The organism is Helicobacter acinonychis (assembly GCF_900461455.1).
Lineage (GTDB): Bacteria > Campylobacterota > Campylobacteria > Campylobacterales > Helicobacteraceae > Helicobacter > Helicobacter acinonychis.
Genome location: NZ_UGIA01000001.1, coordinates 1202634 through 1221517, shown reverse-complemented (window position 1 = coordinate 1221517; position 18884 = coordinate 1202634). Strand labels below are relative to the sequence as shown.

The 18884-nt window shown below is 39.2% G+C and carries 33 protein-coding genes; 27 read left to right on the top strand and 6 right to left on the bottom strand.

The features are described from left to right. Position 1: 1 nt before the first annotated feature. From rplP to DYI00_RS05880, 27 genes are all read left to right on the top strand, one after another. Positions 2-427, top strand: a complete 426-nt coding sequence (rplP, locus tag DYI00_RS06005) for a 50S ribosomal protein L16 (protein WP_104709298.1) — start codon at positions 2-4, stop codon at positions 425-427. Then, positions 414-614: a 50S ribosomal protein L29 gene (gene rpmC, locus DYI00_RS06000; protein WP_041600158.1), complete on the top strand. Its 201-nt coding sequence runs from the start codon at positions 414-416 to the stop codon at positions 612-614. Before rplP ends, rpmC begins: the two co-directional genes overlap by 14 nt. 13 nt (positions 615-627) lie before the next feature. Further along, positions 628-888, top strand: a complete 261-nt coding sequence (gene rpsQ, locus DYI00_RS05995) for a 30S ribosomal protein S17 (RefSeq protein WP_011577117.1) — start codon at positions 628-630, stop codon at positions 886-888. A gap of 2 nt (positions 889-890) precedes the next feature. After that, on the top strand, positions 891-1259 hold the full coding sequence (gene rplN / locus DYI00_RS05990; protein ID WP_000616110.1) for a 50S ribosomal protein L14: 369 nt from the start codon (positions 891-893) through the stop codon (positions 1257-1259). Next, positions 1259-1480, top strand: a complete 222-nt coding sequence (rplX, locus tag DYI00_RS05985) for a 50S ribosomal protein L24 (protein WP_000834236.1) — start codon at positions 1259-1261, stop codon at positions 1478-1480. The genes rplN and rplX overlap by 1 nt, the downstream gene beginning before the upstream one ends. A gap of 11 nt (positions 1481-1491) precedes the next feature. Continuing rightward, positions 1492-2037 carry a 50S ribosomal protein L5 gene (rplE, locus tag DYI00_RS05980; protein WP_011577118.1) on the top strand — a complete coding sequence of 182 codons (546 nt, stop codon included), beginning with the start codon at positions 1492-1494 and terminating at the stop codon, positions 2035-2037. A gap of 9 nt (positions 2038-2046) precedes the next feature. Further along, a complete protein-coding gene (locus DYI00_RS05975) occupies positions 2047-2232 on the top strand; it encodes a type Z 30S ribosomal protein S14 (RefSeq protein ID WP_001085695.1) in 186 nt (61 codons plus the stop codon). A 9-nt stretch (positions 2233-2241) separates the two neighbouring features. After that, positions 2242-2637 (top strand): 30S ribosomal protein S8, encoded by a 396-nt coding sequence (gene rpsH, locus DYI00_RS05970; RefSeq protein ID WP_011577119.1) that lies wholly within the window; start codon positions 2242-2244, stop codon positions 2635-2637. Between the two features lie 10 nt (positions 2638-2647). Next, entirely contained in the window at positions 2648-3184 is a 537-nt protein-coding gene (gene rplF / locus DYI00_RS05965) for a 50S ribosomal protein L6 (RefSeq protein WP_011577120.1), read from the top strand. Between the two features lie 13 nt (positions 3185-3197). Next, a complete protein-coding gene (rplR, locus tag DYI00_RS05960) occupies positions 3198-3554 on the top strand; it encodes a 50S ribosomal protein L18 (protein ID WP_011577121.1) in 357 nt (118 codons plus the stop codon). 14 nt (positions 3555-3568) lie between these two features. Then, the gene (gene rpsE, locus DYI00_RS05955; protein WP_041600253.1) at positions 3569-4012 is read left to right on the top strand and encodes a 30S ribosomal protein S5; all 444 of its coding nucleotides are present in this window, start codon (positions 3569-3571) and stop codon (positions 4010-4012) included. 17 nt (positions 4013-4029) lie between these two features. Next, positions 4030-4431, top strand: coding sequence for a 50S ribosomal protein L15 (rplO, locus tag DYI00_RS05950; protein ID WP_011577123.1), 402 nt, complete (start codon positions 4030-4032; stop codon positions 4429-4431). A 42-nt stretch (positions 4432-4473) separates the two neighbouring features. Next, positions 4474-5736, top strand: coding sequence for a preprotein translocase subunit SecY (gene secY / locus DYI00_RS05945; RefSeq protein WP_011577124.1), 1263 nt, complete (start codon positions 4474-4476; stop codon positions 5734-5736). Beyond that, positions 5736-6497 (top strand): type I methionyl aminopeptidase, encoded by a 762-nt coding sequence (gene map, locus DYI00_RS05940; protein ID WP_011577125.1) that lies wholly within the window; start codon positions 5736-5738, stop codon positions 6495-6497. The genes secY and map overlap by 1 nt, the downstream gene beginning before the upstream one ends. Then, a complete protein-coding gene (gene infA / locus DYI00_RS05935) occupies positions 6497-6715 on the top strand; it encodes a translation initiation factor IF-1 (protein ID WP_011577126.1) in 219 nt (72 codons plus the stop codon). Before map ends, infA begins: the two co-directional genes overlap by 1 nt. A 77-nt stretch (positions 6716-6792) precedes the next feature. After that, complete coding sequence (gene rpmJ / locus DYI00_RS05930; protein WP_000868339.1) at positions 6793-6906, top strand: 50S ribosomal protein L36; 114 nt, start codon at positions 6793-6795, stop codon at positions 6904-6906. A gap of 3 nt (positions 6907-6909) precedes the next feature. Then, on the top strand, positions 6910-7272 hold the full coding sequence (gene rpsM, locus DYI00_RS05925) for a 30S ribosomal protein S13 (protein ID WP_000090804.1): 363 nt from the start codon (positions 6910-6912) through the stop codon (positions 7270-7272). Positions 7273-7295: 23 nt separating this feature from the next. Beyond that, positions 7296-7691: a 30S ribosomal protein S11 gene (rpsK, locus tag DYI00_RS05920; protein WP_011577127.1), complete on the top strand. Its 396-nt coding sequence runs from the start codon at positions 7296-7298 to the stop codon at positions 7689-7691. Between the two features lie 9 nt (positions 7692-7700). Further along, entirely contained in the window at positions 7701-8327 is a 627-nt protein-coding gene (gene rpsD / locus DYI00_RS05915; RefSeq protein ID WP_000135247.1) for a 30S ribosomal protein S4, read from the top strand. A gap of 11 nt (positions 8328-8338) precedes the next feature. Continuing rightward, positions 8339-9373: a DNA-directed RNA polymerase subunit alpha gene (locus DYI00_RS05910; protein WP_011577128.1), complete on the top strand. Its 1035-nt coding sequence runs from the start codon at positions 8339-8341 to the stop codon at positions 9371-9373. After that, positions 9373-9723 carry a 50S ribosomal protein L17 gene (gene rplQ / locus DYI00_RS05905; RefSeq protein WP_011577129.1) on the top strand — a complete coding sequence of 117 codons (351 nt, stop codon included), beginning with the start codon at positions 9373-9375 and terminating at the stop codon, positions 9721-9723. Before DYI00_RS05910 ends, rplQ begins: the two co-directional genes overlap by 1 nt. Before the next feature lie 339 nt (positions 9724-10062). Next, the gene (locus DYI00_RS08520) at positions 10063-10212 is read left to right on the top strand and encodes a hypothetical protein (protein WP_233755662.1); all 150 of its coding nucleotides are present in this window, start codon (positions 10063-10065) and stop codon (positions 10210-10212) included. 48 nt (positions 10213-10260) lie between these two features. Beyond that, the gene (locus DYI00_RS05900) at positions 10261-11535 is read left to right on the top strand and encodes a COG3014 family protein (protein ID WP_233755660.1); all 1275 of its coding nucleotides are present in this window, start codon (positions 10261-10263) and stop codon (positions 11533-11535) included. A 12-nt stretch (positions 11536-11547) separates the two neighbouring features. Next, the gene (lpoB, locus tag DYI00_RS05895) at positions 11548-12183 is read left to right on the top strand and encodes a penicillin-binding protein activator LpoB (protein ID WP_104709299.1); all 636 of its coding nucleotides are present in this window, start codon (positions 11548-11550) and stop codon (positions 12181-12183) included. Positions 12184-12204: 21 nt separating this feature from the next. Continuing rightward, positions 12205-12735, top strand: coding sequence for an LPP20 family lipoprotein (locus DYI00_RS05890; RefSeq protein WP_104709300.1), 531 nt, complete (start codon positions 12205-12207; stop codon positions 12733-12735). A 6-nt stretch (positions 12736-12741) separates the two neighbouring features. Next, on the top strand, positions 12742-13098 hold the full coding sequence (locus DYI00_RS05885) for a hypothetical protein (RefSeq protein ID WP_104709301.1): 357 nt from the start codon (positions 12742-12744) through the stop codon (positions 13096-13098). Beyond that, positions 13098-14000: an LPP20 family lipoprotein gene (locus DYI00_RS05880; protein WP_104709302.1), complete on the top strand. Its 903-nt coding sequence runs from the start codon at positions 13098-13100 to the stop codon at positions 13998-14000. The genes DYI00_RS05885 and DYI00_RS05880 overlap by 1 nt, the downstream gene beginning before the upstream one ends. Before the next feature lie 116 nt (positions 14001-14116). On the opposite strand, the gene mnmE is transcribed toward DYI00_RS05880, so the two are convergent. The 6 genes from mnmE to rpmH are packed head-to-tail and all read right to left on the bottom strand — an operon-like array spanning position 14117 to position 18838. After that, positions 14117-15469, bottom strand: coding sequence for a tRNA uridine-5-carboxymethylaminomethyl(34) synthesis GTPase MnmE (mnmE, locus tag DYI00_RS05875; RefSeq protein WP_162494918.1), 1353 nt, complete (start codon positions 15467-15469; stop codon positions 14117-14119). After that, complete coding sequence (locus DYI00_RS05870; RefSeq protein WP_104709303.1) at positions 15462-16298, bottom strand: Jag N-terminal domain-containing protein; 837 nt, start codon at positions 16296-16298, stop codon at positions 15462-15464. Before DYI00_RS05870 ends, mnmE begins: the two co-directional genes overlap by 8 nt. 10 nt (positions 16299-16308) lie before the next feature. Continuing rightward, positions 16309-17949, bottom strand: a complete 1641-nt coding sequence (yidC, locus tag DYI00_RS05865; RefSeq protein WP_104709304.1) for a membrane protein insertase YidC — start codon at positions 17947-17949, stop codon at positions 16309-16311. 5 nt (positions 17950-17954) lie between these two features. Further along, positions 17955-18296, bottom strand: coding sequence for a membrane protein insertion efficiency factor YidD (gene yidD, locus DYI00_RS05860; RefSeq protein WP_104687344.1), 342 nt, complete (start codon positions 18294-18296; stop codon positions 17955-17957). Beyond that, positions 18283-18744, bottom strand: a complete 462-nt coding sequence (gene rnpA / locus DYI00_RS05855) for a ribonuclease P protein component (RefSeq protein ID WP_011577139.1) — start codon at positions 18742-18744, stop codon at positions 18283-18285. Before rnpA ends, yidD begins: the two co-directional genes overlap by 14 nt. After that, positions 18704-18838 (bottom strand): 50S ribosomal protein L34, encoded by a 135-nt coding sequence (rpmH, locus tag DYI00_RS05850; RefSeq protein ID WP_001847286.1) that lies wholly within the window; start codon positions 18836-18838, stop codon positions 18704-18706. Before rpmH ends, rnpA begins: the two co-directional genes overlap by 41 nt. Between the last annotated feature and the right edge of the window lie 46 nt (positions 18839-18884).

The window sequence follows — 18884 nt, the reverse complement described above, 5'->3', positions numbered from 1 at the left end:
TATGTTAATGCCAAAAAGAACAAAGTATAGAAAGCAAATGAAAGGGCGTAATCGCGGCAAAGCCCATCGTGGTAATTCCATTGCGTTTGGGGATATTGCGATTAAAGCTATAGAGCATGGGAGGATTGATTCACGCCAGATTGAATCCGCAAGGGTGGCTATGACAAGGCATGTTAAAAGAGTGGGTAAGGTGTGGATTAGAGTGTTCCCAGATAAGCCTTTAACTGCTAAACCTTTAGAAACTAGGATGGGTAAAGGCAAAGGCTCTGTGGAAAAATGGGTGATGAACATCAAGCCTGGCAGGATCGTTTATGAAATGTTAGGCATTGAAGAAGGATTAGCGAGAGAAGCTTTAGCGCTAGCTCAGAGCAAACTTCCTTTTAAAACCAAAATCGTAACTTGTGAGAGCGAAAATGAAATATACTGAATTGAAAGATAAAAGTATCAAGGAATTAGAAGAGTTGTTGCATGCTAAAAAGACGGAGCTTTTTGAGTTGCGCGTTAAGTTAAAGACCATGCAATTGAGTAATCCTAACGAGATTAAGAAAGCCAGAAGAAATATCGCTCGCATTAACACTGCCATTAACGCGTATTATTCTTCTAGTGTTGAATAAAAAAGGGTAAGCAATGAATACGAAAGAGCCGCATAAAAGGGTGGTGCAAGGCAAGGTGATCAGCAAGTTTGCTGAAAAAAGTGCTGTGATTCTTGTGGAAAGAAAAGTGGTGCATAAAAAATACCGAAAGATTGTTAAAAAGTTTAAAAAATACACTATCCATGATCAAGACAATCAAGTGAAAGTGGGGGATTTTGTGAGTGCGATTGAGTGCAAGCCACTTTCTAAAACCAAGTCTTTCACGCTTAAAGAAATTTTAGTAGTGGGAGTATAAGCATGATACAGAGTTTTACAAGATTGAATGTCGCTGATAATAGCGGTGCTAAAGAAATCATGTGTATTAAGGTGTTAGGAGGCAGTCATAAACGCTATGCGAGTGTGGGTAGCGTGATTGTGGCTTCCGTGAAAAAAGCTATCCCTAATGGCAAGGTGAAACGAGGTCAGGTGGTGAAAGCCGTTGTGGTGCGAACAAAGAAAGAAATTCAAAGAAAAAATGGTTCTTTGGTGCGTTTTGATGACAATGCAGCGGTTATCTTGGACGCTAAAAAAGACCCTGTTGGCACAAGGATTTTTGGACCAGTGAGCAGAGAAGTTCGTTACGCTAATTTTATGAAAATCATTTCTCTAGCACCGGAGGTTGTATAATGAAAAGCGAAATTAAGAAAAATGACATGGTTAAAGTCATTGCAGGAGATGATAAGGGTAAGGTTGCTAAGGTTTTAGCGGTGTTGCCTAAGACTTCTCAAGTCATTGTTGAAGGGTGCAAAGTGGTGAAAAAAGCGATTAAACCCACTGACGATAACCCTAAAGGGGGTTTTATCCACAAAGAAAAGCCCATGCACATTTCTAATGTGAAAAAAGCTTAAGGAGTTAGATAGTGTTTGGTTTGAAACAATTTTATCAAAATGAAGTGAAAGTGAAACTCGCTCAAGAATTAGACATCAAAAACCCCATGCTTTTGCCTAAGCTAGAAAAAATCGTTATCAGCGTGGGTGCTGGAGCTCATGCAAAAGACATGAAAATCATGCAAAATATTGCACAAACGATTTCTTTGATTGCAGGGCAAAAAGCCGTTATCACTAAAGCGAAAAAATCCGTTGCAGGCTTTAAGATCAGAGAAGGCATGGCAGTGGGGGCGAAAGTTACCTTAAGAAATAAACGCATGTATAATTTCTTGGAAAAGTTGATTGTGATTTCATTGCCTAGAGTGAAGGACTTTAGAGGGATTTCACGAAATGGGTTTGATGGGCGTGGGAATTACACCTTTGGTATCAATGAGCAATTGATTTTCCCAGAAGTGGTTTATGATGATATTATGGTAAGTCATGGCATGAATATCACTATGGTAACTTCTACGGATAACGATAAAGAAGCGTTCAAGTTGTTAGAATTGCTTGGATTGCCTTTTGCAAAAGTGAGATAAGGGGTTAATATGGCTAAAAAATCAATGATAGCAAAGGCTCAAAGGAAACCAAAATTCCAAGTAAGGGCTTATACTAGATGTCGCATTTGTGGGAGATCTCATTCGGTTTATAGGGATTTTGGACTTTGTAGGGTGTGCCTTAGAAAAATGGGCAGTGAGGGACTCATCCCAGGCTTAAGAAAAGCTAGTTGGTAAGGATAAGATATGGTAAATGATATAATTGCAGATTCATTAACTCGTTTGAGAAACGCTTCCATGCGTCGCTTGGAATTCACACAGCTTTATTACGCAAAGATTGTGGTTTCTATCTTAGAGATTTTTAAGGAAAAAGGTTTCATTAAAGATTTCAATATCAAAGATAAAGACAAAAAACAATCGGTTTATGTGCAATTGGCTTATGACGAAAAAGGGTATTCAAAAATCAGCGAAGTGAAGCGCTTAAGCAAGCCCGGTCGTCGTGTGTATAAGCAAAAAAACGAGTTGAAGCGCTTTAAAAATGGCTATGGCGTGATTGTGGTGAGCACTTCTAAAGGGGTGATCACTAACGAAGAAGCTTACAGACAAAATGTCGGTGGCGAAGTGCTCTGCAGCATTTGGTAAAGGATTAAAAATGTCAAGAATTGGGAAAAGAATCATTGAAATTCCAAGCTCTGTGCAAGCGAGCGTTGAAGGGAGCAAGCTTCTTTTTAAAAACAATAAAGAAAAGCATGAGTTAGAAACTCATAACCGAGTGAAAATCACGCTTGAAAACAACCAATTGAGCTTCCAACCTATAGGCGAAGATGTGCAGTCTAGGGCTTATTGGGGGACTTATGGGGCGTTAGCCAATAATATTGTAATAGGCTTAAGCACCGGTTTTAGTAAGACTTTAGAAGTCAATGGCGTGGGCTATAAAGTGGCTTTAGGCAATAAGACTTTGGATTTGAGCTTGGGTTTTAGCCACCCAGTGAAATACCCCATTCCAGCAGGGATTGAAATGGTGGTGGAAAAAAACACGATCACTATCAAGGGGAGCGATAAGCAAAAAGTAGGGCAAGTCGCCGCTGAAATCAGAAGCTTCAGACCCCCAGAGCCATATAAGGGCAAGGGTGTGAAATACAGCGATGAAGTCATTATTAGAAAAGCTGGTAAAACGGCTAAAAAATAAATAAGGTAAATTGATGAACGCAAAAGCATTATACAAAAAGAAAGCCTTAAGAGATCGCAGGAAATTAAGAATTAAAAGCAAGCTCTTGGGCGATGCATTAAGGCCTAGGGTGAGCGTTTTTCGTTCCAACCGCTATTTCTATGCACAAGCGATTGATGATGTGAAACAAAGCACCATAACGCATATTGATGGCAGGAAAATGGGCTTTAAAAACACGCAAGAAGACGCTAAAAAATTAGGTGTTCTCTTTGCTGAAGAATTGAAAAAAGCAGGGATTGAGCGAGTGGTTTATGACAGAAATGGTTACCTCTATCATGGCGTGGTGGCAGCGTTTGCTGAAAGCTTGAGAGAGAATGGGATCGCTCTATGACAGAAAGGAAAGGCATGGAAGAGATTAACAGAGAAGAGTTTCAAGAAGTCGTTGTGAATGTTGGTCGTGTAACCAAAGTGGTTAAGGGCGGTAGGCGGTTTCGCTTTAACGCTTTGGTGGTTGTAGGCAATAAAAATGGGCTTGTAGGTTTTGGTTTAGGCAAGGCTAAAGAAGTCCCTGATGCAATCAAAAAAGCGGTAGATGATGCGTTTAAAAACCTTATTCATGTAACGATTAAAGGGACAACTATCGCTCATGATATTGAGCATAAATACAATGCGAGTCGTATTTTATTGAAACCGGCAAGTGAGGGGACAGGGGTGATTGCTGGGGGTTCAACACGCCCTATTGTGGAATTGGCAGGCATTAAGGATATTCTAACCAAGTCTTTAGGCTCTAATAATCCCTATAATGTGGTGCACGCGACTTTTGACGCTTTAGCTAAAATCAAGGCGTAGTTAAAAAGGATATTACAATGGGATTAGAAAATTTAAAATCCGCTAAAGGTAGCGTTAAAAAAATCAAACGAGTGGGTCGTGGTCAAGGCAGTGGCATGGGAAAGACTGCCACTAGAGGCGGTAAAGGTCAAACCGCAAGGACAGGCTATAAGGCTAAAAGAGGCTTTGAAGGAGGGCAACAACCCCTACAACGCCGTTTGCCTAAAATAGGTTTTAGGACTAAAGATTCTCATATCTATTCTATCAATGTGGATAAAAATGAAGCGATCAAGCATTTAGAAGAAATCACTTTTTCAAGCTTGCGTTCTTTGCACCATTTCCCCCTTTATATTGAAAGCGTGAAGTTGATCGGCAAAGACGCTAAAATTTTGGCTTCTAAAATCAAAGATAAGAGAATTAAAACAAGTGGGCAGAAATAATGCCTCTGTTTTATCAGCTTGATTGGAGAGGAATAAGTTATTATGAATAAAGCCATTGCTAGTAAGATACTCATCACTTTGGGTTTTTTATTTCTCTACAGAGTATTAGCTTATATCCCCATTCCTGGCGTAGATTTAGCAGCAATCAAGACTTTTTTTGACAGCAATTCCAACAACGCTTTGGGGTTGTTTAACATGTTTAGTGGGAATGCGGTTTCTCGCTTGAGCATCATTTCTTTGGGTATCATGCCCTATATCACTTCTTCTATCATCATGGAGCTTTTGAGTGCGACTTTCCCTAACTTGGCTAAAATGAAAAAAGAGCGAGACGGCATGCAAAAATACATGCAAATCGTGCGCTATTTAACCATTTTAATCACCTTGATCCAAGCGGTGAGCGTTTCAGTGGGGTTAAGGAGTATTAGCGGAGGAGTGAATGGGGCGATCATGATTGATATGCAAGTCTTTATGATCGTTTCAGCGTTTTCTATGCTTACAGGAACGATGTTGCTCATGTGGATAGGGGAGCAAATCACGCAAAGGGGCGTGGGAAATGGGATTAGCCTTATTATTTTTGCTGGGATTGTTTCAGGGATCCCATCGGCTATTTCAGGCACATTCAATTTAGTTAATACGGGTGTGATTCATATCTTAATGCTCATTGGTATTGTCTTGATTGTTTTGGCGACTATTTTTGTGATTATCTATGTGGAATTAGCCGAGCGCAGGATCCCTATTTCTTATGCACGTAAAGTGGTGATGCAAAACCAAAACAAGCGTATCATGAATTACATTCCCATTAAGTTGAATTTAAGCGGAGTGATTCCGCCCATTTTTGCTTCAGCCTTGTTAGTGTTTCCTTCTACGATTTTACAGCAGGCCACAAGCAACAAAACTTTGCAAGCGATTGCGGATTTCTTAAGCCCACAAGGGTATGCGTATAATATTTTGATGTTCTTGCTCATCATATTCTTCGCTTATTTTTATTCTTCTATTGTGTTTAATTCTAAGGATATTGCAGACAATTTGAGGCGTAATGGTGGGTATATTCCAGGGATTAGACCTGGAGAGGGGACTTCATCGTTTTTAAATTCTGTAGCGAGTAAGCTCACTTTGTGGGGTTCGTTGTATTTAGCGCTCATTTCTACCGTGCCTTGGATTTTGGTTAAGGCTATGGGCGTGCCTTTTTATTTTGGAGGCACGGCGGTGCTGATTGTGGTTCAAGTCGCTATTGATACCATGAAAAAGATTGAAGCACAAGTTTATATGAGCAAGTATAAGACTTTAAGTGCGGTGGGCTTTTAATGGCGATCTCTATCAAAAGCCCAAAAGAAATCAAAGCGTTAAGAAAAGCTGGGGAATTGACGGCTCAAGCGTTAGCTCTTTTGGAGCGAGAAGTAAGGCTTGGTGTTTCACTTTTAGAGTTGGATAAAATGGCTGAAGACTTTATCCAATCTCTTGGGGCTAGACCTGCTTTTAAGGGGCTTTATGGTTTCCCTAATTCTGTGTGCATGTCCTTAAATGAGGTGGTTATTCATGGCATTCCTACGGATTATGTTCTACAAGAGGGGGATATTATAGGCTTGGATTTGGGGGTGGAGGCGGATGGTTATTATGGCGATTCAGCTCTCACGCTCCCTATAGGTGCAATAAGCCCACAAGATGAAAAATTGCTCGCTTGCTCTAAAGAGAGTTTAATGCATGCTATTGATTCAATTAGAGTGGGCATGCATTTTAAAGAATTGAGCCAGATTTTAGAGAACGCTATTATAGAAAGGGGCTTTGTGCCTTTGAAGGGATTTTGTGGGCATGGCATTGGTAAAAAACCCCATGAAGAACCAGAGATCCCTAACTACCTAGAAAAAGGCGTCAAAGCTAATAGTGGCCCTAAAATCAAGGAGGGCATGGTATTTTGTTTAGAGCCTATGGTGTGTCAAAAACAGGGCGAGTCTAAAATATTGGCGGATAAGTGGAGCGTGGTTTCAGTGGATGGGCTTAACACAAGCCACCATGAGCATACTATCGCCATAGTTGGCAATAAAGCAGTGATTCTTACGGAGTGTTAATGGCAAGAGATGATGTTATAGAAGTGGATGGGAAAGTGATTGAGGCGTTGCCTAACGCTACCTTTAAAGTAGAGTTAGACAACAAGCATGTGGTGTTGTGTCGTATTTCTGGAAAGATGCGCATGCACTACATTAGGATTGCTTTAGGCGATAGGGTCAAGCTAGAGCTTACGCCCTATAGCTTAGACAGGGGTCGGATAACTTTTAGATACAAATGAATTTAAGAGTTATTTCAATAAAAATATGTTAGCATAAAAGTTTTTAGTAGTGCCTAATTTTTTAAAGGAGCGAAATCATGAAAGTCAGACCATCAGTGAAAAAGATGTGCGATAAGTGCAAAATTATTAAAAGAAGGGGCGTTATTAGAGTGATCTGTGCTACCCCTAAACACAAACAAAGACAAGGATAAAGCATGGCAAGGATTGCTGGTGTAGATTTACCAAAAAAGAAGAGAGTAGAGTATGCCCTTACCTATATTTATGGGATTGGGCTTAAGAGTTCTAGAGAGATTTTAGAAGCGGTGGGCATTTCTTTTGACAAGCGCGTGCATGAATTGAGCGAAGATGAAGCGTCTAGTATCGCCAAAAAAATCCAACAAAGCTACTTAGTAGAAGGCGATTTGCGTAAAAAAGTTCAAATGGATATTAAATCCTTAATGGACTTAGGGAATTATCGTGGGATCAGGCATCGTAAAGGTCTTCCTGTAAGAGGTCAAACCACTAAAAATAACGCTAGGACTCGTAAGGGTAAGAAAAAAACCGTGGGTAGCAAGTAGCAAATTAAGGAGATGATGATTTAATGGCTAAGAGAAATGTAGCGACTAAAAAGAAAGTAGTCAAAAAGAATATTGCTAGGGGGGTTGTTTATATTTCAGCGACCTTCAACAACACCAACATCACTATCACTGATGAAATGGGCAATGTGATTTGCTGGAGTACTGCAGGCGGTTTAGGGTTTAAAGGCTCTAAAAAATCCACCCCTTATGCAGCCCAACAGGCCGTAGAAAGCGCTCTAAGCAAGGCTAAAGAGCATGGCGTTAAAGAAGTGGGCATTAAGGTTCAAGGTTCAGGTAGTGGGCGTGAGACTGCTATTAAGAGCGTGGGTGCGACTGAGGGCGTTAAAGTGCTTTGGATTAAAGACATTACTCCGCTTTCTCATAATGGTTGCAGACCCCCTAAAAGAAGAAGAGTGTAAGGAGGCTTTATGGCAAGATATAGAGGTGCAGTAGAAAGACTAGAAAGGCGTTTTGGGGTTTCTCTAGCTTTAAAGGGTGAAAGGCGATTGAGTGGTAAGAGCGCACTAGATAAAAGGGCTTATGGACCAGGTCAGCATGGGCAAAGGCGTGCTAAGACTTCTGATTATGGTTTGCAATTGAAAGAAAAGCAAAAAGCCAAAATGATGTATGGCATTTCTGAAAAGCAATTTAGGAGTATTTTTGTGGAGGCCAATCGTTTGGATGGCAATACGGGTGAAAACCTTATCCGCTTGATTGAAAGAAGATTGGATAATGTCGTCTATCGCATGGGGTTTGCGACCACTAGAAGTTCTGCTAGGCAATTAGTAACGCATGGGCATGTGCTTGTAGATGGTAAGCGTTTGGATATTCCCTCTTATTTCGTGCGTTCAGGGCAAAAAATTGAAATCAAAGAAAAAACCAAGAGCAATCCGCAAGTGGTGCGTGCAATGGAATTGACGGCTCAAACAGGGATTGTGCCATGGATTGATGTGGAAAAAGATAAAAAATATGGCATCTTCACCCGCTACCCTGAAAGAGAAGAAGTGGTTGTTCCTATTGAAGAAAGACTCATTGTAGAATTGTATTCTAAGTAAGGGGTTAGAGCATGAAAGTTATCAAAACAGCACCTTTGATCCCATCAGAAATTAAGGTGCTAGAGAAAGAGGGCAATCGGATTAAGATTTCTCTAGCTCCATTTGAGTTTGGTTACGCTGTTACGCTCGCTCATCCTATTAGAAGGCTCTTGCTTTTAAGTTCCGTGGGGTATGCTCCTGTGGGTTTAAAGATTGAAGGCGTCCATCATGAGTTTGATTCATTAAGAGGCGTTACTGAAGATGTGTCGCTTTTTATCATGAATTTAAAGAATATCCGTTTTATAGCCAAGGCGTTAGTGGGGCAGGATAGCCCTTTGGAAAACCAATCGGTTGTGGTGGATTATTCTTTTAAAGGGCCTATGGAGCTTAGGGCTAGGGATTTAAATTCTGAGCATATAGAAATCATCAATCCTGAAATGCTCCTAGCCACGATCAACGAAGACGCTCAATTGAATTTTTCGCTCATCATTTATAAAGGAATGGGGTATGTCCCAAGCGAAATTACAAGAGAATTGATGCCTGAAGGTTACATGCCTTTAGATGGATCTTTTACGCCGATTAAAAATGTGGTTTATGAGATTGAAAATGTTTTGGTTGAGGGCGATCCTAACTATGAAAAAATCATTTTTGATATTGAAACAGATGGGCAAATTGATCCTTACAAAGCGTTTTTATCAGCGGTGAAAGTGATGAGCAAGCAACTAGGCGTTTTTGGTGAAAAACCCATTGCTAACACAGAGTATTCAGGCGATTACGCCCAAAGAGATGATGCTAAAGATTTGAGCGCTAAGATTGAAAGTATGAATTTGAGCGCTAGGTGTTTTAATTGCTTGGATAAAATCGGTATCAAGTATGTGGGCGAACTGGTTTTAATGAGCGAAGAAGAGCTTAAAGGCGTGAAAAACATGGGCAAAAAATCCTATGATGAAATCGCTGAAAAATTGAATGATTTAGGCTATCCTGTAGGCACAGAATTAAGCCTTGAACAAAGAGAGAGTTTGAAAAAAAGATTAGAAAAATTAGAAGATAAAGGAGGTAATGACTGATGAGACACAAACACGGATACCGCAAGCTTGGGAGAACTAGCTCGCACAGGAAGGCATTATTAAAGAATTTAGCTATCGCTTTGATTGAGCATAATAAAATTGAAACAGGGATTTATAAAGCCAAGGAATTGCGTAGCTATATTGAGAAATTAACGACAGTGGCTCGTGTGGGCGATTTTAACGCACACCGCCATGTTTTTGCGTATTTGCAAAACAAAGAAGCCACCCATAAGCTCGTCACTGAAATCGCACCCAAATACGCACAAAGGAATGGCGGATACACTAGGATCCAACGCACCACTTTTAGAATAGGGGATGCTTCTACTCTAGCCACCATTGAATTTGTGTGAAATGTGATGAACCCACTGACCGAGTTTTAGTCTTGGTCGATGGTTAATCTCTTTGTATCCCTTGTGAAAAATTGGCTAAACCATGCCAACCATGAAAATTAAAACAATGATTTGATCACTGCTTGCAATAAAAACATTCCAACTGACAATCTTTACTACCATTTTTATTCATCAAATATGACGAGTTTTTATAAATCATGTTTAAATAGCTTTTATCTTTCTTTATTTCAAAAAATCGTTTTTTTTTTTTTTTATAATTTTCAAATGATTAAGATGTGTTTTAATTTTGTTGTTATATAACCAAGCTCAAATTTATTTTATTTTCAAGGAGTTTTAGCAATGAATTGGCTAAAAGGTTGTAGTTTGAGTGTGTGCACGTTAATGCTTATTGTAGGGTGTGCGAATAATCCTAGTCATAGCGGATCGTTTGGGTCGTCTAAGGCTAAAAAAGTTAAAAAAATTGAAGATGGTTTTAACAAGTTCGAGTAAGCTTATTATAATAAAGATTTTAAGAGTGCTCATGAAATTTTACAAAATTTGATTGAGACGGACAAGCATCAGCATGACGCCCTTTTGTGGAAATTGCAAAGTGGGGTGAATGCGTTTGAGATGAATGATTACAAGCAGTCTATCACAAATTTAGAAGATGTGAATACGAGCTTTGACAATAAATTCAAAGACGGGACGACTGTGGGTGGCAAGGTATTGGCTTCTACAGTGGGGAATGAAAAGAATATCCCTTATAAGGGGAATGTGTATGAATGGGTGTTGGCTGATTATTATTTAGCGTTAGATTATGCGTTTTTAAATGATATAGATAAGGCTAGAGTGTTTTTTAATCAAACGGCTGAGCGCCAAAGAAGAGCCAAAGACTATTTTGCTAAAGAGATCGCACAAGAGCAAGAATATATCAAAAAACAAGAAAAAGAAGCTAAATCTAAGTCTAAAGGCAAAAAGGAAGTTTCTGCTCAATTTTTAGGTTCTCTTAATAATTTAACAAACAAATACAAAAGCTTGGAATTAATGAAGGGCTATGAAAACTTTTCTAACCCTTTAGTGAATTATGTTTCAGGGATATTCTACCTTTTGAATAACGATAAAGATAAGGCTGAAGGCTATTTGAAAGAAGCGTTTGCAATCAGCCATGCTAAGGTTGTGGGCGAAGATTTAGCGGATGTGAATAAAGCAAGGGATGTAAAAACCACTTGGGTGATTGTTGAAGATGGCGAACAGCCTTTATTGGAAGAAGTGGCTGATAAGGACTTGTATTTTGCGATGCCTTATTTGAAAGATGAAGGCAAGGGGACTGATTTCAAGCAAAAATATAGCCTTAATGGTAAAGATTTGGAAGTTTTGAGTAACTTTAATGAGGTCATCAAAGCCGAATTCAACCACAAGCTCCCTAGCATCACGGCGAGAGTGGTTAGTGCGGCTGTGACTAAAAACCTTTTATCAAGGGGAGTTGAAGAGGTAGGTAAGGTTACTGAGGCGGCTTCAGGTAGTGCTGCAGGTCAGATGGCTGGCATGGGGTTAAAAATGTTTGGTAAAGCTATGAAAATGGTTAATGCCCATACCACGCAAGCAGATACCAGAAACTCAAGCGTGTTCCCTAATAAAATTTATGCCGCTAAATTAAAAGCGAGCGAATTGGGGGTTTTGAACGCTGATGGAATGAAATTATTGGATCTAAATCCTACAAAATGTGAAAAAACAGACGCACAAAATGGTAAAATTTGCAGTAACACTAATAACATTGTGTTTATTAGGACTTTGAAAACAGGAACGAGCGTTTCTATTTTAAACTTAAAGTAGGAGTTTTATTTTATGGCATTACAAACAAAATTAAAAGTTATAGGATCAGTGGTTTTAGGTGCGTTATTGTGGGTGGGCTGTTCAGGGGGAGCAGTGAGCTATCAAGATGTGAATGATACCAAGAACAACACGACTGCAAGTATCAACAGCACGGATCTCGTATTGACCGCTAACGCCATGTTAGAGTCCATGCTCAATGACCCCAATTTCATGCAACTCAAGGGCAAGCATTTGATTGAAGTCTCTGATATTATTAATGACACCACACAGCCTAATTTGGACATGAATCTCTTAACGACTAAAATCACGCAACAATTACGATTGCGATCTCAAGGGAAGTTTGGCGTCACAAGAGCGAGCGGTGGGAGTGGCATTGCAGCGGATAGCAGGATGGTAGAACAGCGCAAAAAAGAAAGAGACAGCCAAGAGTATAATCAAGACACGACGATGGAAAAAGGCACTCTAATAGCCGCTGATTTATCTTTAAGTGGTAAAGTATCTAGCGAAGCGGCTTCTATCAATAGATCTAGACAGCGATTAGACTATAATTTCACCTTGAGTTTGACCAACAGAAAAACCGGTGAAGAAGTGTGGAGCGGTGTTCGGCCTATTGTGAAGAACGCTAGCAACAAACACATAGCGTTTTAACGCTATTAAAAAGGATTAGCGATGAAAAATCAAGTTAAAAAAATCTTGGGATTGGGCGTCGTAGCCGCAATAATGGTTGTAGGTTGTAGCCATGCCCCCAAATCAGGCGTTAGCAAAAGCAATACCAAATACAAAGAAGCGATTAAAGGTGCTCCTGAGTGGGTGATGGGGGATTTAGAAAAAGTAGCGAAGTATGAAGAATATTCAGGCGTGTTTTTAGGAAGGGCTGAAGATTTGATTACAAGCAATGATGTGGATTATTCCACTAGTCAAGCGACAGCAAAGGCTAGGGCTAATTTAGCGGCGAATTTAAAATCCACTTTGCAAAAGGAATTGCAAAACGAAAAAGCTAGGACGATGGATTCTTCAGGCAAGAGTTCCATAAGCGGTTCTGATAGCGAGAAAATTTCCCAATTGGTGGATAACGAATTAGTCGCTTCTAAAATGCTCGCTCGTTATGTGGGTAAAGATAGGGTTTTTGTTTTAGTCGGTTTGGATAAAGGGATCGTGGATAAGGTGCGATCTGAATTAGGCATGGTTAAGAAAAAGTAAAATTTGATGAAACATCTTGTTGTTGTGCTTGTTTTAGTTGTGGGGGTTATGTGGGGGAGGTCGTTACCTAAATGGGCGAAAGAGTGCTCTAAAGAGGTAGAGGTAAAAAACGCACAAACCAATCAAGCCCAAGAGGGGAAAATTTTAGTGTGCGGGGCGAGTGAGATCTTGCCTTTGGATATGGATTATAGCCTGTCTTCGGCTAGGTATAACGCTTTAGAGAAAGTGTTGAACGCTTTCAAAGGGGATAAAATAGAGATCACCGCTAGCCAGCTAAAGGCGACTTTTATTGGTGCAGATAAAGTGTATGTGCTGATAGAAATTGATAAGAAAAACATCGCTTTAATGAATAAGGATCAATGATGAAAAAGATTATTCTTGCATGCCTAATGGTTTTTGTGGGTGCTAATTTGAGTGCAGAGCCTAAGTGGTATAGCAAGGCATACAAAAAAGAGCAAAAAGGCTATTTTTATGGCAATGGTGCAGCCGCATCCAAAGAAGCTTCCAAGCAAAGAGCGTTAGCGGATTTAGTGGCGTCTATTAGCGTGGTGGTCAATTCGCAAATCCATATCCAAAGAAGTCGGATGAATAACCAGTTGAAATCCAGCGATTCGCAAACCATCAACTTAAAAACCGATGACTTGGAATTGAATAATATAGAAATAGTCAAACAAGAAGTGCAAAAAGGGACTTACTACACCCAATTAAGGATCAATAAAAATTTGTTTTTGCAAGGCTTAAGGGATAAGTATAACGCTCTTTATGAGCAATTTGCTACTTTGATGCCTAAAGCTTGCAAAGGGGTTTTTTTGCAACAATCTAAAGGCTTGGGGGATTTACTCGCCAAAACAATACCTATGGAAAGGATCTTAAAAGCGTATTCTATTCCGGTTAGCTCGTTAGAGACTTATGAAAAAACCTATTATCAAAACGCTTTCAAGCCTAAAGTGCAACTTGTTTTTGATGACAACAGCGATGCAGAAATCAAAAGCGCTCTTATAAGCGCGTATGCTAGAGTATTGACTCCTAGCAATGACGAAAAGCTCTATCAAATCAAAAACGAGATTTTTACAGACAACGCCAACGGCACGCGTATTAGGGTGTTTATCAGTGCGAGCGATTGTCAAGGCACGCCCATACTCAACAGAAACATTGAGGTGGATGAAAAGGATAAGAATTTCGCTCTCACGCGCTTGCAGTCTTTGCTTTATAAAGAATTGAAAGACTATGCCAATAAGGAAGGGCAAGGCAATACAGGGCTATAATGCCAATCCCCTTGCACTTGCTTTTTAAAACAACTATTCTAAAAAATTTTGGTTTTTTCTCATTAAACATTAATAATGAATTTTTAAATAATGCTAAAACCCCTTTTTTAGGCGTTTCATTTTCCTAAACAAAATTCACTGAACATGCTATCAAGCATTTGGCTAGTTTCATAAGGGCGAGTGAGCAAGTTCAAGTTTTCTATTGCGCTTAAAATGTGGTAAGAAAAAAGCTCTAAAGTTTCTAAATGGTTTTTAGCGTTTTGTAATTCAGTAATGGCGTTTTCTAGGGCGTTTTTTTGGGCTAGGGAAGTGAGTAAAAGCTTGTTTTGAGTGTCTAGTTTGGGGAAAAAAGCGCTGATTTTTTGGCTTAAGTCTTTCAAGCAAGCTTTGGAATTAAGGGTGTTTGTCTCTAGCATGGAGTAAGGGATTTGAAGATGGGATTTTAAAACTTCAAGCTCTAGCTTGGGCGATAAATCATTTTTATTCAAAACAACAATACAAGGCTTTTTAGTGCGATTAAGAGCGTCAATGATATTAAAATCTTCTTTTTCTAGGGGTTTAGAAAGATCGAACACACTCAAAATAATGTCGCAATTTTCTAAACTCTTAAGGCTTTTTTCAATCCCCAGTTGCTCTATTTTATCTGCACTCTCTCTAATGCCGGCAGTGTCAATCAAGCGCACTTTATGCCCTTGTAATTCAATGACTTCTTCTATGGTGTCCCTTGTTGTGCCTTTAATGTCGCTTACCAAAGCCCTTTCTTCTAAAAGCATGGCGTTTAGTAAGGAGCTTTTGCCCGCATTAGGTTTGCCAATAATGCTTAAAGCATGCCCCCTATTTTTTTGTTTTTGCATGTTAGAAAAATCCAATAAGTCCTTAAAAGAGGCGATTTGTTTTTCTAGGCTTAGAAACACTTCGTTTAAAAAATCGCTAGGAATGTATTCTTCACTATAATCAATCAAAACTTCTGAGCTCGCTAGAAGTTTTAAAAGATTATTTCTAGCTTCTTCAATAAAGATTTTTAATTCACCCTTAAGTTGCCTAGCTAGGGCGTTTAAAACGCTTTCATCTTCACATAGGATAAGTTGGACACTCGCTTCAATCTCGCTCAAATCCATTTTATGGTTTAAAAAGGCTTTTTTACTGAATTCCCCCGCTTGAGCAAGCCTAGCTCCTAAATTCAAACAAGCTTGAAGGATGTTTTGAGTTAAAAGGGGGCTTCCGTGGCATTGGATTTCGCACACATCTTCACCGGTGAAACTATAAGGGGCTTTGAAATAAATCGCTAACGCCTTGTCCAATAAAATATTATTAGAAAAAATATCGCACACATAAGCGTATCTAGGGGTGAAGTCTTGTTTTTTGGTGAGTTGTTTGAGGATGTTTAAAGCGTTATTGCCGCTGATTTTAACAATGCTAATCGCTCCTTTGCCTAATGGGGTAGCGATAGCGGCAATGGTGTCATTCATGGTGGAAGTCGTTAATGACGATGCATTTTTCATCGTTTAAGTTGGTTTTGATGGAGACATATTTGTTGGGGAACGCTTTCCTTAATTTTTTTAAAGCGATATAGGTTAAAACGCCATCAGGGGCTTTCATTTGCCCCTTACCCACTTCATGCACGGTCATGATCACGCTTTGGAGTTGCACTTCCATAACCTTTTCTTGGTTTTGTAAAAAAGTAGAGATTTCTAAGCGGATATTATAGCCATAAGTGGGGTGGATCCAATTAAAAAGCAAGTAAGAAAGGGCTTTGTAACGATAGCCTTTTTCACCAATTAAAAGAGCGGAATCTTCGCCATCAATATCAATCAATAACACCCCCGGTTCATAAAAACTCACCTCCACTTTATGGATTTTATAAGGCAAGTGGGAGAAGAGATCTTTTAATTCTTTGGTGATTTCATTGAGTTTTTCTTCGTCGCTAAGTTCTTTTTTAGGGGGGGTTTTAGGAGGTTTTGAGGGCGTTTTGGGCACTTTTGGTTCTGAAATTGGTTTTTGTTCTTTGGTGTTTTGATTGGTTTTTTGAATGTCGGCTTCTTGAAGGTTGGTTTTTTGAGGGCTATTCTCTGTAATTTCTTTAGGGCTATTCTCTGTAATTTCTTTAGGGCTAGTCTCTTTACTTTCTTTAACGCCCACTAAAATGATGGCTTCTTTTTTACCGATGCTTAAAAAGCCTTTAGAGGGTGTTTGAATGACCTCGTATTGCAAATTGATGATGGGGCAATTTAGGGTGATAGAAGCCTGGATAAGGGCTTCTTCTAATGTTTTGGCTTTGATTTCAATAAAATTTTGCATCAATTTTCCTTTATTTTTTGGTTTGTTCGTGCGCGTGTTTTTTGTTTTCTAATACTTTATTGATAATGAGTTGTTGCAACACTGAAAGAATATTATTCGTGATCCAATACAAGACTAATCCCGCAGGGAAAGTGATCAAAAAGAGCGTGAATAATAGGGGCAAGAATTTAAAAATCTTCGCTTGCATGGGATCGGTCATGGTGTTTGGCGTGACGCTTTGGTGCCAATACATAGACGCCCCCATAAAAAGCGGTAAAATAAAATACGGATCCATGATGGACAGATCGTGGATCCATAAAATCCACTCTGAGCTTTTCAATTCCACAGCATTATAGAGCACTCTATAAATCGCAAAAAATACTGGGATTTGCAAGATTAAAGGCAGACAGCCACCTAATGGGTTAGCCCCATGTTTTTTGTAAAGTTGCATCATGTTGGCTTGCAATTTTTGGGGTTCGCCTTTGTATTTTTCTTGAAGTTCTTTCATTTTAGGGGCTAATTCTTTGAGTTTTTGCATGCTCACCATACCCTTATAACTTAAAGGATAGAGGATAATGCGCACGATAATAGTTAAAAGAATGATAGCCCAACCCCAGTTACCCACAAATTGATACAAATAATCTAGTAAAACAAACACGCCTTTAGCAAAGAAAGTGATCAAGCCATACTCTATCACATCGGTGAGCATGGGTGAAATTGCTTTTAGGGAGCGGTAATCTTTAGGACCAATATAGCCATGCAAAGTCGTTTCGTTTTTGAGAGAAATGAATCCTAAGGGGTTTTTAGTGCCGGTTTCTGAATCAATTAAGGCTTCAAAACCTTGAGGGTTATCGGTAAAAAGCAAGGTGGTGAAATACCTATCCACGCTAGATAAAAAGCGAATATTGGAAAAGCGTTTGATTTCTTTGGCATCTTTATCTTCAATTTTTTCAATTTTTTTGTCATTGTTTTCTAAAAGCACGCCCGAAAAAGTGTAACTATCCAAATCAGCCACCGGTCTGTAACCATTGGTGATCACATAGTTAGGGATAATGTTGTTAGGCGATTTGAATGCGATTTGTAAATCATAATGCAAATCATCATAAAAAGTTAGGGTTTTAATGATTGTAAGATCGCCTAAATCTTGGGTTAAAATCAGCTGTTCGTTAGGACCAAGAGTGGTTTTTGAAGCGCTATAAGAGGTGTTGAACGCTTTGTTATTGAGCGTAGGGTCTAAAAAGCGCACCTCTAAAGGTTTTAAATTATCGCCTAGAAGGGGGAGCTCTTTTAGGAGAGGTTGCGTGTTTTCTTTGGAGCTAAAAAGATGGCTCACATGCTCTAAAAAGCCTTTTTCTTTAGGGGTTAGGTATTTTTTATTCTTGAGATAAACCTGTTTGATGCGCCCTAGAGAGTCAATCTCAATTTTGGCATGCTCAAAAGAAATGGTGCTTAACAAACTCTCTTGGGGGATCGCTTGAGCGGCACTAGAATTTTGTGTGGTGGGTGCGTTGGGGTTTAAAGCCGTGTTGTTGTTCGCTGCTTCTTGCTTTGCTGTTTCTTTGGGGGTTGTTTTGTCTGGTTTTTGGAAAAAATAGCTATAAAGAGTGATAAACAAAAAAGACAAAGCGATCGCTAAAATCAAGCGCAAATTGGTGTTATTGTTTTTATCCATTGTGATTAAACCTTAATGATGTAATAAGTCGCATGGCTTTTTGTGGGGATAAGCCAAAAAGTGATGGTTTTAAAATTTTTATTAAATTGGAGCAAGCTAGGGCGTTTCAAGCAAGTGGTAGGGTAAGCAATGCCCCCAGAGCAAAAAGGGTTGCATGAGAGTACCCTTAAAATGATTTTGCCCATAGCACTCAAAGGATTTTCAAAAGAGAGTAACCATAGAGCGTAGTTGGAGCAAGTGGGGTAAAACCGGCAACTTGAAAAAGTGAAAACTGAAAAAAAACGCTGATAGCCTTTAACTAACACTATAAAAATCGCATTCAAAAAAGGCGTTTTATGGTTTCGCATAGGTGTGGTTCGTTCCTTTTTCTTTTTTGTTCATATAGCCTTTAATGGAAATTAGCATTTCTAAGAAATGTTTTTCCAAAGTTAAAAAATCCAAACGCTCGCAATCTTTTTTAGGGACAAACACGAGAGCGAACCCTTGACAAAGAGAGGCATGTTTTAATACAAGCGATCGCAAACGGCGTTTGATGAGGTTGCGTTTCACGGCGTTACCGACTTTTTTAGACACGCTCAAACCTAACAAGCAAGATTTTTCTGTGTCTTTAAGCCTGCAAAAAAATGGGTTTTTAAAATGAGACGGCTCTTTTGATGCGTCTAAAACAAAAAGCGAAAAAAAAGAGTTGTGTTTTTTAAAACCTCTTTGATAAACCCTATCAAACTCGCTCTTATTTTTTAAAGAGTCATAGGGTTTAGACGGAAAGTTTTTTTCTGCCCTTAGCTCGTCTAGCATTGATCACCTTGCGTCCGTTTTTAGTTTTCATCCTCACAAGAAAGCCATGGGTTCGCTTCCTTGGTGTGTTGTGTGGCTGGTAAGTGCGTTTCATTATTGAACTCCCTTTTTTTTATAAAAATTAAACATAAACTCATATT